At 54.2% G+C, this 13,306-nt stretch carries 10 protein-coding genes; 6 read left to right on the forward strand and 4 right to left on the reverse strand.

Annotated elements, in window-relative coordinates:
- Position 1: 1 nt before the first annotated feature.
- Positions 2-340 (reverse strand): helix-turn-helix domain-containing protein, encoded by a 339-nt coding sequence (locus NQ492_RS09585; RefSeq protein ID WP_015547361.1) that lies wholly within the window; start codon positions 338-340, stop codon positions 2-4.
- Between the two features lie 692 nt (positions 341-1,032).
- A complete protein-coding gene (locus tag NQ492_RS09590) occupies positions 1,033-2,307 on the reverse strand; it encodes a site-specific integrase (RefSeq protein ID WP_015547363.1) in 1,275 nt (424 codons plus the stop codon).
- Between the two features lie 458 nt (positions 2,308-2,765).
- On the opposite strand from NQ492_RS09590, the gene NQ492_RS09595 reads away from it, so the two are divergent.
- The 4 genes from NQ492_RS09595 (at position 2,766) to NQ492_RS09610 (ending at position 6,379) form a co-directional block, all read left to right on the forward strand.
- A complete protein-coding gene (locus NQ492_RS09595) occupies positions 2,766-3,917 on the forward strand; it encodes an AAA family ATPase (protein ID WP_015547364.1) in 1,152 nt (383 codons plus the stop codon).
- A 157-nt stretch (positions 3,918-4,074) separates the two neighbouring features.
- Complete coding sequence (locus NQ492_RS09600; RefSeq protein ID WP_015547365.1) at positions 4,075-4,656, forward strand: zeta toxin family protein; 582 nt, start codon at positions 4,075-4,077, stop codon at positions 4,654-4,656.
- A 10-nt stretch (positions 4,657-4,666) separates the two neighbouring features.
- The gene (locus tag NQ492_RS09605) at positions 4,667-4,801 is read left to right on the forward strand and encodes a hypothetical protein (RefSeq protein ID WP_259872899.1); all 135 of its coding nucleotides are present in this window, start codon (positions 4,667-4,669) and stop codon (positions 4,799-4,801) included.
- A gap of 387 nt (positions 4,802-5,188) precedes the next feature.
- Positions 5,189-6,379: a site-specific integrase gene (locus NQ492_RS09610; protein WP_044054462.1), complete on the forward strand. Its 1,191-nt coding sequence runs from the start codon at positions 5,189-5,191 to the stop codon at positions 6,377-6,379.
- Between the two features lie 24 nt (positions 6,380-6,403).
- Here NQ492_RS09610 and NQ492_RS16265 read toward each other — a convergent pair whose 3' ends face one another.
- Positions 6,404-6,733 carry a transposase gene (locus NQ492_RS16265; RefSeq protein WP_407651237.1) on the reverse strand — a complete coding sequence of 110 codons (330 nt, stop codon included), beginning with the start codon at positions 6,731-6,733 and terminating at the stop codon, positions 6,404-6,406.
- Between the two features lie 268 nt (positions 6,734-7,001).
- The gene (locus NQ492_RS09615) at positions 7,002-10,109 is read right to left on the reverse strand and encodes a glycoside hydrolase family 2 TIM barrel-domain containing protein (protein WP_015547368.1); all 3,108 of its coding nucleotides are present in this window, start codon (positions 10,107-10,109) and stop codon (positions 7,002-7,004) included.
- A 295-nt stretch (positions 10,110-10,404) separates the two neighbouring features.
- Here NQ492_RS09615 and NQ492_RS09620 point away from each other — a divergent pair, with 295 nt between their 5' ends.
- Positions 10,405-12,504 carry a KamA family radical SAM protein gene (locus NQ492_RS09620; RefSeq protein WP_015547369.1) on the forward strand — a complete coding sequence of 700 codons (2,100 nt, stop codon included), beginning with the start codon at positions 10,405-10,407 and terminating at the stop codon, positions 12,502-12,504.
- A gap of 59 nt (positions 12,505-12,563) precedes the next feature.
- Positions 12,564-13,277 carry a pirin family protein gene (locus tag NQ492_RS09625; protein ID WP_015547370.1) on the forward strand — a complete coding sequence of 238 codons (714 nt, stop codon included), beginning with the start codon at positions 12,564-12,566 and terminating at the stop codon, positions 13,275-13,277.
- Positions 13,278-13,306 lie beyond the last annotated feature (29 nt).

Below are 13,306 nucleotides of genomic sequence, written 5' to 3' on the forward strand. Positions count from 1 at the left end.
GTTAATGCTTTTTTAATTGGTTTATTCTCTGGATGTTTTCCTGTTCGATCGTCGGGTGTGATTCGCTCTGCAACCAGTCGAGAATCTCCTCACGGTTAAAGTAAAGTTTGCGGCCTTTATGCTCTGGTTTGTGGAACGGTATCTTTCGTTCACTTGTGAGCTTATAGACCGTAGAGATACTGTACCCTGTAAGCCGGGCAACGTCGGCAACTGTCAGCAACTCTTTGTCCGGAGCGCGGCTCGGAGTTAGATGCCCCATAATTTTGTCGATTGATAAGATCTCTTTCAACTGTCCTACCGTCAGCATTGCGATCGGGGTGTCGTCGGTAATATTTTTCATATTCTTGTAAATAATTTGAAAGTTTACAATCTAATTTACCAGCCGGACTGTTTAATGACTTTTAATGGAGATAATCCGCTGTTAAACAGCGGATTATCTAATATTCTTTTTTCCTATATGGGTTCATGTTGTGGAAAATCTTCATAAATGGCAGGAGTATGTTGAATATTAGTAGCATATCGACCTTGTTTTGGCTCTTGAATAATTTGTACAGGACATCGTATATATGATAGATCGTAGCGTTTGAGGGTGCATGAGTTTCTCGGATTATTTGTGTTCGAGAAATTTTGTCCACATTAAAATAGACGTGGTGGTAGTAGAACATACAATAGCCTATATACATCCAAATTCGGAAATCGGCCTTGGATTTGTCGAAGATGCTATTTCTGAATATAGAGAAAGTCCTTCCGCATCTTTTACATAAGCGTAATTTTTCATTATTCTTTCTGAAAGGGCCGTTTTGACAGCTGCCGCAATGCGGGCATCGTCGTTTTTTGGGCTTTGATTCAATATCAAAATCAACACAAGTCTTGGCGTACAGTTTTATAAGACTATTTTCGGTGGGGAACCGTTTGATGAACCTTTTATAACTGACAGGCGATGATTGGAAAAAATACATATTCGGTTGATTTTAAATCGTATATTTGTGCTAATAGCGTAAAAAGGCGAGCAGAATTAAACCGTGATGGCCGTTAGAGCACTTTCGCCGCCTCGTTGATCACTTCGTTGTCGAAGCTGTCGAGATAGATGTTCGTGGTTTCCAGATCGGCATGGCCGAGCATCTGTGAAATCACCTCGCGCGGAATGTTGTTGCGCTGCAAGGTCATGGCCGCCGTATGGCGGGAGACGTAGCTCGTCAGGTGAAAATCTATTCCGAGCTCCTCGGCGAGCAGGCGCAGGTATTTTTGATACTTGCTGTAACGGGCCCGAATGTGCATGTAGAGCCGCTCGCCCGTATAGCCGGAGCGGGTGACGATCGGCAGCAGGAAATCGTCCACGGTCGGCGAGGCCGCTTGCAGGCTCCCGATCAGTTGCCGGATTGCGGGCGTGATCTTGATCGAAATAGGTTTGACACCTTTCTGCCGCTTGATCTTCTGCCGCTTGTAGACGATATAGTCGCCGTCCTCCATCTGTTTGATCTGGGCGGCCGTGAGCATCGCCATGTCGATGAACGAAATGCCGTAACAATAGTAGGAAAAGAGAAACAGCTTGCGAGCGTATTCGCATTGCGGATTGCTGGCCGTGGTGCTTTTGAGTTTCGACAGCTCGGCGGCAGGCAGGTAACGTTTGGCAGTCGCCTCTTCGAGTTTGGAGACCTCGAACCCGCCCCGTCCGAACGGGTAGGTCGCTACCGAACCGACGCCCTCCGCATTGGCCCGGTTCAGAATGGCCCGCAACGCCTTGAAATAGAATTTGCGCGTGTTGCCGCAACAGCCCCGCTTTTGAAGAAACATATCGAATCCCCGGACATAACGCAGGTCGATGTCGGAAAAGAGACGTTGATCCAGCTTCCGGTCATAGCTTTTCAATATGTCCTGCGTCTGCTTATAGGTTTGGGAATTGCCGATATGTCCCGTTGCGTGCAGTTCCGCGATACGGTCGGTGAAATAGGCGTTGAACTTGCCCTGTTTGGAGGTGTTCAGAAAGGCGTCCTCGAACTGGTTCAGCGTCCAGTCGATACCTTCGATCTCGAAGCGTTCGACGATCTCGCGGGCGCGAACCTTGTACTTCGCCAGCAGCGCATTGCCGGCTTCGCATTGTTTATTCTCGGCTTTCTGTTCGGCTCCTTTCAGGTTGCGCAGGATGATGAATTGCTCACCGGCCTCGTCCCAATATGCGGGATCGGCGTAGAGGTCGAGCGCGATATATTTGCGCCGCTTGTTTTTGGTGATACACAACCTGACGGCGTAACGGCCGTTGCGGTCGGCCTTGTCGTGACGACGGGGAAACCGGATGGAATAAGCCATAGCTTTGCACAGTTTTTCTTCTTGATTCGCTGATAGTTATCGAAATGTCATACGACAAGCGAATGAAGATACTGTCAAAGCTGGATTCGATAGATCCGGCCGAAGCACTAACCGCCTACCCGAGAATTGCAGAGTATGATGCGATTACTAAATTGCCTATCTGTCGTAGACGAGGCAAAAATAATATGTCGATGAAGCGATTGCAAATATTTTTTGGTTTTAATTGTAGACCTAATAATAAATCTGTACATTGTGTTGTTACAAACAGTGGATTCGCATTTGTATAGATAAAAATATCGAGATTTTGCAAAAATCTCGATATTTTGATATTTTATTCACTGCTCAATTTACTCGGCATCGGTCTTGTGTTTGCGGAATGGTACAATTAGTTTACCTAAATAATTATTTGATTTGCATAATTTGAATAAAATAATTATTTTTGCAAAAATGATATTCCTATGGCGAAGATTATAAATCCATTCATTGTGACCGGAAAGATCGCTCCGGAGTATTTTTGCGATCGGGTGAGCGAATCAGCCCGGCTTGTCAAGTCGGTTACCAACGGCAATAATTTGGTTGTCATTTCACCGCGCCGTATGGGTAAAACAGGGCTGATTCAGTTCTGTTACGACAAGCCGGAAATCGGTAAGGAGTACTATACTTTTTTCATCGATATTCTGCATACGTCGAGCCTCCGCGAATTTACCTATCTGCTCGGTCGGGAGATTTACGAAACACTCCTGCCTCGCAGTCGTAAAATGGCGACTCTTTTCATTCAGACGATTAAGTCCATCAGCGGGAAATTCGGGTTCGACCCCATCTCCAATCTTCCCACTTTCAATGTCGAGTTGGGAGATATCGAGCGACCCGAATATACGCTCGATGAGATTTTTCAATATTTGTCTCATGCGGACAAGCCTTGCATCGTAGCGATCGATGAGTTCCAGCAAATTGCCAAATATCCGGAGAAGAACATAGAGGCTTTGTTGCGGACTCACATCCAAAGGTCGGAGAACAGCCATTTTATCTTTGCCGGGAGCGAACGCCACATGATGCAGGAGATGTTTGCATCGGCCGCCCGGCCGTTCTACCATAGTGCCGACATGTTGGAGCTGAAAGCCATTCCTGCGGAGATTTACATCCCGTTTATCGTCGGGCATTTCGAGCGGCGCAACCGTTCGATAGCCGCCGTCGATGTGGAAAAGGTTTATGCACTTTTTCAGGGGCACACCTACTATATCCAAAAGACCTTCAACGAATCGTTTGCCGATACGCCCGAAGGCGACGAATGTACGTTGGAGACGATCCGGGCTGCCATCGATAATATGATTGCTTCGAACGATACGATTTTCCGGGAGATTTTGTCGAACGTTCCTGAAAAGCAGAAGGAGTTGCTTTATGCCATCGCCAAGGAGGGCGAAGCCGAGCGTATTACATCTGCCGATTTCATCAAACGGCACAGTCTTACTTCGGCCAGTTCGGTACAGTCGGCCGCAAAGAAACTACTCGAAAAGGATCTTATCACCGAAATTAACAAGGTTTTTTCTGTAACCGACCGATTATTTGCCATGTGGATAAATAAATTATATGGGAAAAATCCGGATTTTTAATGTCGCTGCTCGGTATAATGTGATTTTTATAGACTGGTATTTGGCCGTAAATCGGCTGAAATAGTTACCTTTGACTTTGTCGAAGGTACTCCGCCCCGACAAAACGCAAATAAAATTTGCTTTTATGTGCGGCTTGTGCGTACCTTTGTTACGAAGTATGCCGAAACTCTATATCATAGCGGGTTGCAACGGTGCAGGGAAAACGACTGCATCCTATACTGTGTTGCCTGAAATGCTGGGATGCCGAGAGTTCGTCAATGCCGACGAAATAGCAAAAGGGCTGTCGCCGTTCAATCCCGAAAGCGTGGCGATCGAGGCAGGACGGTTGATGCTGCAACGAATGGATGATCTTTTGTCCGAAGGCGAGGATTTTGCGTTTGAAACGACGTTGGCGACCCGTTCCTATGTGAAATTCGTGGAGCGGGCGCAGGCGAAAGGCTATTTTGTGACATTGCTATACTTTTGGTTGCCGACACCCGAACAGGCTATCGAGCGTGTTGCAACACGAGTAAGCGAGGGCGGGCACAATATTCCGTCGGATGTGATTCGGCGGCGTTATGCGAACGGCATCAAGAATTTAACGACCCTCTATACCCCGATTTGTGATTTCTGGACAATCTACGACAACAGCTCGGCAGACGAAGAGATTAAAATAGTTGCGTCGGGTGAGAAAAACATAACAATTCATGTTGAAGACGCGTTATCCTATAAACTGATTACGAATTATGAGCGAGATTGAAATCAAACAAATGCAAGAAAAAATCAACGCAGGTATTTTGCTCGCCCGTAAGCGTCTGATTGAAAAGACGAAGAAGGAGGACGGCGAACTGGTTGTCGTGCGCGACGGAAAGGTCGTGCGCATCAAGGCCCGTGATCTGAAATAGAAATTTTGGGTCGGTTGTCCGAATGAATAATCCCCGGCATTTTCGGATGTCGGGGATTCACTTTTCAATTTTGATCGGGTAGTGAACGATGCGTGGAACACAGGTGGAACACGCGAAATCGCAACAACTCCCGATAATGGCAAACTGCAACTCTTTGAAAGAGTGTAAAATCCGCTGGAATGTAGTTTGTTAAATTTATTGGAAAAAGTAAAATTTAATTCTGGGGGGCGTGTGGTCGCTGGTTCGAATCCAGTCACCCCGACTGATGGAAAGCATTGATAATTCAACAATTATCGGTGCTTTTCTTTTTTATCCGCACCTGCCGAAAATGGGCGGTTGACGCCACGGTTGACGCGAAAAAGTCAACCAAGAAGTCAACCGAATCCGATGAAAACATCCGTTTCCGTCGTTTGTTACAGGTACAAGGTACTTGCAAACGGAGAATCCCCGCTGATGCTCCGCATTTCCAAAGAGGGCCGCCGTACGATGAAAAGTCTGGGCGTGTCGGTCGATCCTAAATTCTGGAATTTCGACACCAATCAACCCAAACCCAACTGTCCGAATCGGCAGTTGATTCGTCAAATCGTATTGAAATACGAAACCGAATACAACGGCAAGATTCTGACGAAAGAAATCAACGAGGAAGAATTTACCCCGCAGACGATTGTAGCCGAACAAAAGGAGCGCATCAAGGCGCAGACCGTTGAGGAGGTCTACAAAGCGATTATCGCCGAGTTGAAAGAACGGGGGAGTGCCGGCAATGCCTATGCCTATCTGAACTCCTACAACGTACTGAAATCCTTTAATCGGGACAAACCGCTTCATTTCACGTTCAGTCGTATCGACGCCGATTATCTGGAAAAATTCGAGGAGTGGATGCGGGTGCGGGGAAACAAAGATACGTCGATGAGTTTTCAGATGCGTACTTTGCGAGCCGTGTTCAATCGGGCGATTAAGTTGAAAGCCGTTGCCCGCGAGAAGAACCCGTTCACCGACTATAAGATTAGCCGATTCAACACCCGCACCCCGAAACGGGCGTTGAGCAAGACGGATGTAATGAAAATCGTCGATGCGGATTGCTCGGCGGAGAGCGATTCTTGCCGATTGGCGCAAAGCGTTTTTACATTCTCTTATTTGTGCGGGGGAATTTCGTTCGTCGATGTGGCGAATCTGACATCCGATAATATCGTGGACGGGCGATTGTCGTACAATCATCAGAAAACGCACGGGGCAATCCATGTTCCGCTGTCGGAAAGGGCGATGCGGATTGTAAACCGCTATGCCGAAGCCTGCGAACAGTCGGGCTATCTGTTTCCGATACTTGATTCGCGCAGGCATACGATGCCGATGCAGAAACGGAATCGGGTGCATAAAGTCTGCCATCAAGTCAATACCGAATTGCGCCAATTAGCCCGCAGATTGAATATTTCGGGAGAGGTGACGACTTATTGTGCAAGGCATAGTTTCGCAACCGTGCTGAAGAAATCGGGTGTGAATATCGGTATCATATCGGAAGCGTTGGGGCATCACAGTCTAAAGACCACCCAGATATATTTAGGTGCGTTTGAGAACAGCTAAATCGACGCTGTGATGCAGCATTTGCTATGACGAGTGACATATTTTGGAATATGCCGATTTATTAAGTTCTACGGAGCTAATTCCTTTTTTTTTGGAGGAATAGTTGTTAATATACCATTTTTGCAATGGAATGTTGCTATTTTCACAAGGTCCCAGTTTTGGCATTGAATCGTTTACTGCAAGAACTGCATTTGAACGTTTTACCATCCTTAGAGCGGTAAATCTTTTTTTTTGATGTCCGCAATGTGGGCAAACTGTGTTTCCATCGGGCCAACGTCGTTTCTCCAAATGTTTTAAGCATGTAAGATCATCGGGGAAGCGGTGCATGAAGTAGATTAAACCGTGATTTTGCATATTTTTTCACTATTTAATATAGTGCAAGATGGTGAAAATCTTTGACTTATTTAGATTTATCTACACTGTGTGTTTAGGTCAAAATACTATATAATTGCGATGAAATATTACTGTCTTCACGAAGCATATCTTAAAACGAAAAGGTAAAAATAGTAACGGCGGTGTATTGGCAGGTCCCGGAGTTTATGCTTTGGGACTTATTCGTTATATGTAAACGCAAAAGCCGCAACCTTTTTAGGTTGCGGCTTTTGCGTTGGTTGTCCGTCGGCTATCGTCCTCCGGCGACGGGCCGCAGCAGGAAGTTGAACGAGTAGTCGCCGTAGGGCAGCAGGTATTCGGGACGGGGGAGCCGTCCCCAGCTGTTGACGCAGCCCAGTCCGGACTGGACGCTCTCGATATTGACGTGCGTGCGGCCGTCGGGCACGAGGTCGCCCGGGTGGCGGACATATTCCGGCGAGCCGTTGTCGAGCTGCGGGATGGCAAACGGGATGGCCGATGCCGAGAAGTGGCGGTCGGAGCAGATCTCCACGCCCAGGCCCGAGTCGTCGGTCAGCCGCCACCAGCGCAGTCCGCTGCGCGTTCCCGACTCCTGCGGGCTGACGTATTTCATATGGAACTGGTCGGCGACGCGCTGGGCGTAGCGTCCCACGAAGGCGGCGCCGGAGCGGTCGGCGTAGTTCTCCATCGGGCCGCGGCCGTAATATTCCACGGCGTCGAACATGCCCGGGGTTTCGAAGGCCATGCCGAAGCGCATCAGGTCGGCGACGTCCTTGCGCGCGGGGTCGGCGGTCATCGTTTCGCTGATGCGCACCGAGCCGTCGGCCGCAACGGTGTAGGTGAGACGGAGCCGTGCGCCGACGGCGGGGATCGCGTAGTCTGCGACGGCTTTCACTTCGCTGTCGCCGGGCGTAAGGGCGAAGCCCGTGAGCTGCGGTTCGGCCTTGGCCCACATCCGGCTGTCGGGGTATTTCCCGGTCTGGCGCACGCCGAGGTCGTTGTCCGTGGCTGCGCGGTAGAAGTTGGGCCGCACGGGACCGGCCAGCAGCTCGACGTTGCGCAGGCGGTAGGAACGGATGAAGCCGCTCTTCGGATCGAACGAGACCGAGAATCCTTCGCCCGAAACGGTTTTGTCCGCCACGCGGAGCGTCCCGGCGGGAGCGGTCGCGGCAAAGCGTGCCGCGGCGTCGTCCCCGCGCAGCGTCAGCTGGTCGGCGGCGACTTCATAAAGTGCGTCGAGCAGTCCCTGCCGTTCGCGGAGCTGGTAACGCACCGTGAGCAGCAGTTCGCCGCCCAAGGCATAGACCTGTTCGGGTTTGTAGCCCAGCGTCACGGCGGCGGTGGCCTGCGGAGCCACGTCGAGACGCTCGACCGCGCCGCTCAACACGGGCTGTCCGTCGGAGGCGATCTCCCAGAGCAGGCGGTAGGGCGAAAGGTCTGTGAAGAAATTTTCGTTATAGACGTTCACGACGCCGTTTTTCAGGTCGCGGGGCGTGGTGTGGATCGGCCGGTGCTGGTGCTTCACCTCGTAGGCGTGGGGATGCCACGAGCGGTCGGAGGCCAGCACGCCGTTGCAGCAGAAGGTGCTGTCCGAAGCGTCCGTGTCGTTGTAGTCGCCGCCGTAACGGTAGGTCAGCCGGCCTTCGGGACTGCGCCAGGCAAGGGCCTGGTCGGCGAAGTCCCAGATGAATCCGCCCTGGTATTTGGGTTCGCGGCGGATCATGTCCCAGTACTCCTTGAATCCGCCCATCGAGTTGCCCATGGCGTGGGCGTATTCGCACTGGATCAGCGGTTTCTGGGGATTCTCGGCGAGGTATTTCTCACACTGCCCGTAGCTCCAGTACATCGGGCAGACGATGTCGGTGTTATAGTCTCCGTGGTAGGAGGCCTGCTCGTACTGCACGGGGCGCGACGGGTCGAAGGCTTTGATCCAGTCGTAGCAGCGTTCGAAATTGGGGCCGTTTCCGGCCTCGTTTCCCGTGCTCCAGACGATGATCGAGGGGTGGTTGTAGTCGCGCAGCACCATGCGGCGGTTGCGGTCGAGGTGCGCGGCGGCGAAGGCGGGGTTGCCGGCGAGGTTCTTCGACTTGTCGCGGTAGTGGTAGCCGTGCGATTCGACGTTGGCTTCGTCCACGACGTAGAGACCGTATTCGTCGCAGAGGTCGTACCACAGCGGCGTGTCGGGGTAGTGGCACGTGCGCACGGCGTTCATGTTGAGGCGTTTCATCTCGCGGATGTCGCGCACCATCTCTTCGCGCGTGACATAATAACCCGTGTTCGGCTCCATTTCGTGCCGGTTGACACCTTTGATGAGGATCGGTTTGCCGTTGACTAACAGCTGCCCGCCGCGGATCTCGACCTTGCGGAATCCCACGCGGAACGCCGCGGCTTCGGTCACCGAACCGTCGGCGGCGAGGGCCTCGGCCGTGAGCGTGTAGAGGTTCGGGGCTTCGGCGCTCCACTGCTTCGGGGCGGCGACTTCGAACGTCGTTTCGGCTGCGTTGCGGCGGGGGCGGAGCGTGCGTGCGTCGAGCGTGCGGCCCGCCGCGTCGCGGAGCGTCAGCCGTACGCTGCCGATGCCCGGCGTCGTGGCGATTTCGGCGCGGAGCGTGCCGTTGCGGTAATCGTCGACCAGATCGGGCGTCAGCCGTACGTCGGCCAGCCGGCGTTTGTCTCGGGCATAGAGGTAGCAGTCGCGGCCGATGCCCGAAAGCCGCCAGAAGTCCTGGTCTTCGAGGAACGAACCGTCGCACCAGCGGTTGACGCGCATCACGATCAGGTTGTCGCTGCCCGGCGTCAGGTAACGGGTGATGTCGAATTCGGCTTCGAGTTTGCTGTCTTCGCTGTAACCCGCTTCGCGGCCGTTGACCCAGAGCGTCACGTTCGAGGTGGCCGAGCCGATGTGGATGAATATGTCGCGGCCCTTCCAGTCGGCGGGAACGGTCACCGTGCGGCGGTAGAGGCCCGTGTAATTCTGTTCATGGGGAATCAGCGGAGGTTTCACCTCGAAGAACTTGTGCCACGGGTAGGGTTTGTTCGTGTAGACCGGGTCGCCGCAGCCGTTCAGCTCCCAGATTCCCGGCACGGGCATTGTGCCCCACGACGAGTCGTCGTGTCCGGAGCGGAAGAACCCTTCGGGTTCGGCTCCCGGTCGGTCCACGCGCAGGAAGGACCATTCGCCGTTGAGCGTGCGGTAGAAGGGCGAGCGGGTGTAGTCGTTCTCGGGAATGGCCTCGGCGGCCGTGGGGAAGGCGATGAAACTCGTGCGCATCGGCGCGCGGCCGACTTCGAAGCATTCGGGATCGAGCCAGCGTTCGGCGGGGGCTTTCGCCGAGGCCGCCGTGGCGGCGAAGAGTGCGAGCAACAGCAGTCTTTTCATTTTTCGGTGGTTTGGGGGTGGCAAATGTTGTGTCGGAACAAAAATAATAAAAAAACGAAACTTTCGCAAGTTATATAACGAAACCTTTCGTTTTTACCCGGTGAAGAGGCCTTCAAGGGCCGGTTTTTGAAAATTTGACGGATTTTCGGCTGAAAGTGCAGGAATTTGCGGGGAGGTTCCTTGTGATCTTAAAAATTTTTACTATATTGTTGCCCCGCATATAACCCGAAGGCCGGAATATCCCCGCTCCTGCCGGCCTGTTTTGAATGGTTCCATTTCTAAAAAGACAATGCTTATGAAACAAAAGAAAATGCTTGCACTGACCCTTTCCCAACTCGTACTGCTTTATCGTCAGGAGTTTCCCGGCCTTGCGGCCCTTGCCGACGCCAGCGGCGACGGCGAACGGTTTCGCATGGGCCTCCGGGAGTTCGTGGACGCACACCGGGCGGCGGAAGGCGAAGCGGCGGAGCAGATTCGACTGTTGATCGACTACGACGGACGCAGCGTCCGCGAATTATCCACCGATCGGCAGCTGGAAGTCAGGACCCTCACGCTGCTGTGGCAGTTTCTTACCGGAAGGCTCGAAAACCCCGAAATGCCTTCCGACCTGTTCGTCGATCTGTACCATCTCTTCCGCCTGCTGGATGCTCCGGAGATTCCGCTGCCTTCGTCCCAGCGCGTGCGCAGCCGCACCGAACGCTGGCTCTCGGGACAGGACGACGGGGTGCGGGCCATCCGCGCCGACAACCGCGAACGGATGCTCCACCTGCTGATCCAGAAGATCGAGAACCGCAAGTCGAAGGTTCCGTCGCGCTTCCAGTTCGCCGACGGCATGACCTACGAGGAGAAGTACCGGCAGGTGGCCGCCTGGTGGGGCGATTTCCGCTTCCAGCTGGCGATGGCCGTGAAAAGCCCCTCGGAACTGAACCGCTTTCTGGCTGGCTCGCTCTCGTCGGAGACGATGTATCTGCTTTCGAAAGCCCGCAAGAAGGGGATGCCTTTCTTCGCCACGCCCTATTACCTTTCGCTGCTCGACGTCACGGGCGGCGGCTACGACGATGCCGCCATCCGCAGTTACATTCTTTATTCGCCGCAGCTGGTCGAAACCTACGGGCAGATCCGCGCCTGGGAGCGCGAGGACGTCGTCGAGGCCGGACGACCCAATGCCGCCGGGTGGCTGCTGCCCGACGGACACAACATCCACCGCCGTTACCCGGAGGTGGCGATCCTGATTCCCGACACGATGGGCCGCGCCTGCGGCGGGCTGTGCGCCTCGTGCCAGCGCATGTACGACTTCCAGAGCGAACGCCTCAATTTCGAATTCGAGACCCTGCGCCCCAAGGAGAGCTGGGACCACAAGCTGCGCCGCCTGATGAACTATTTCGAGGAGGACACCCAGCTGCGCGACATCCTCATCACGGGCGGCGACGCCCTGATGAGCCAGAACAAAACGCTGCGTAACATTCTCGAAGCGGTCTGCCGCATGGCCGGCCGCAAGCGCCGGGCCAATGCCCGACGCCCCGACGGGGAGAAGTACGCCGAATTGCAGCGCGTGCGCCTCGGGTCGCGCCTGCCGGCCTATCTGCCGATGCGCGTCAACGACGAACTGGTCGAAATCCTCCGCGAATTCCACGAGAAGGCCTCGGCCGTCGGCGTGAAGCAGTTCGTCATCCAGACCCATTTCCAGACGCCGCTCGAAGTGACGCCCGAAGCCGAGGAGGCCATCCGGAAGATCCTTTCGGCGGGGTGGCTCATCACCAACCAGCTGGTCTACACCGTGGCCGCTTCGCGCCGCGGGCACACCACACGCCTGCGCCAGGTGCTCAATTCGCTCGGCGTGGTCTGCTACTATACCTTCTCGGTCAAGGGGTTTCAGGAGAATTACGCCGTTTTCACCCCCAACAGCCGCTCGATGCAGGAGCAGGTCGAGGAGAAGGTTTACGGGCGGCTCACTCCGGAGCAGGCGGCCGAACTCGACGATTTGCTGGCCGACGGGACGGATACGGCTGCGAAAATCCGCCGCTTCATGCGTCGTCACCACCTGCCGTTTCTGGCCACGGACCGCAGCGTGCTGAACCTCCCGGCCATCGGCAAGAGCATGTCGTTCCGGCTGGTGGGCATCACGGCCGAGGGCAAGCGTCTGCTGCGTTTCGACCACGACCGGACGCGCCGCCACAGCCCGATCATCGACAGTATGGGCGAAATCTTCATCGTCGAGAACAAGTCGCTGGCCGCCTACCTGCGCCAGCTGGGCAAGATGGGCGAGGACCCCGAGGACTACGCTTCGATCTGGGCCTATACGCACGGCGAGACCGAGCCGCGTTTCGGGCTTTACGTCTATCCCGATTTCGGGTTCGCGACGACCGACCGGGTGAGCAACCTGGAGTTGGAGTGACGCAATAACCGGCATATGATTTGCGTTTGTATTCAATGATTATTGAATGAATGCAAATTATGAAAAAGACGATTCACAGAGCCGCGACCCGCGGGTATGCCGATCACGGCTGGCTCCGGACCCACCATACTTTCAGCTTCGCCGGATACTACGATCCCGGGCGGATTCATTTCGGCGCCCTGCGCGTGCTCAACGACGATACCGTGGCCCCGGGCGAGGGGTTCGGAACGCATCCCCACGAGAATATGGAGATCGTTTCGCTCGTTCTCTCGGGCGCCTTGAGGCACGGCGACAGCATGGGCAACATGCAGCTCCTCAAGCCGGGCGAATTGCAGGTGATGACCGCCGGTACGGGCATCACGCACAGCGAGATGAACGCCAGCCGCGAGGAGCCGGTGAAGTTCCTGCAGATCTGGGTCATCACCGACGCCGAGGGCCATACGCCCCGTTACAACCAGATCGAACTCGCGCCCGCGAAGCGCAACGAGTTCCGGCTGATCGTGGCTCCCGAAGGCCGCGGCGGGGAACACGTGGGATGGATTCATCAGACGGCATGGTTCCATACGCTCGACCTCGACGCCGGTCGGGAAGCCCGGTATCGCATGAACCTTCACGGCAACGGGGCCTATGTTTTCGTGATCGAAGGCACGGCCGAGGTCGCGGGCGAACCGCTCGGTCCCCGTGACGGCATGGGCATATCGGACGCCGACGATTTCCTGATCCGCGCTTCCGAAAACGCACGGCTGCTGGTCATCGAGGTCCCGATGATCTGATGTGCGGCAGCCTGATGTGAAAAACCGCC

The organism is Alistipes shahii WAL 8301 (assembly GCF_025145845.1).
In the GTDB taxonomy this organism is placed as follows: Bacteria; Bacteroidota; Bacteroidia; order Bacteroidales; family Rikenellaceae; genus Alistipes; species Alistipes shahii.

Coding starts and splice junctions, on each gene's coding strand:
- NQ492_RS09585 (WP_015547361.1), bottom strand. CDS start 340: ATGAAAAATATTACCGACGACACCCCGATCGCAATGCTGACGGTAGGA.
- NQ492_RS09615 (WP_015547368.1), bottom strand. CDS start 10,109: ATGAAAAGACTGCTGTTGCTCGCACTCTTCGCCGCCACGGCGGCCTCG.
- NQ492_RS09600 (WP_015547365.1), top strand. CDS start 4,075: ATGCCGAAACTCTATATCATAGCGGGTTGCAACGGTGCAGGGAAAACG.
- NQ492_RS09590 (WP_015547363.1), bottom strand. CDS start 2,307: ATGGCTTATTCCATCCGGTTTCCCCGTCGTCACGACAAGGCCGACCGC.
- NQ492_RS09595 (WP_015547364.1), top strand. CDS start 2,766: ATGGCGAAGATTATAAATCCATTCATTGTGACCGGAAAGATCGCTCCG.
- NQ492_RS09610 (WP_044054462.1), top strand. CDS start 5,189: ATGAAAACATCCGTTTCCGTCGTTTGTTACAGGTACAAGGTACTTGCA.
- NQ492_RS09625 (WP_015547370.1), top strand. CDS start 12,564: ATGAAAAAGACGATTCACAGAGCCGCGACCCGCGGGTATGCCGATCAC.
- NQ492_RS16265 (WP_407651237.1), bottom strand. CDS start 6,733: ATGCAAAATCACGGTTTAATCTACTTCATGCACCGCTTCCCCGATGAT.
- NQ492_RS09620 (WP_015547369.1), top strand. CDS start 10,405: ATGAAACAAAAGAAAATGCTTGCACTGACCCTTTCCCAACTCGTACTG.
- NQ492_RS09605 (WP_259872899.1), top strand. CDS start 4,667: ATGCAAGAAAAAATCAACGCAGGTATTTTGCTCGCCCGTAAGCGTCTG.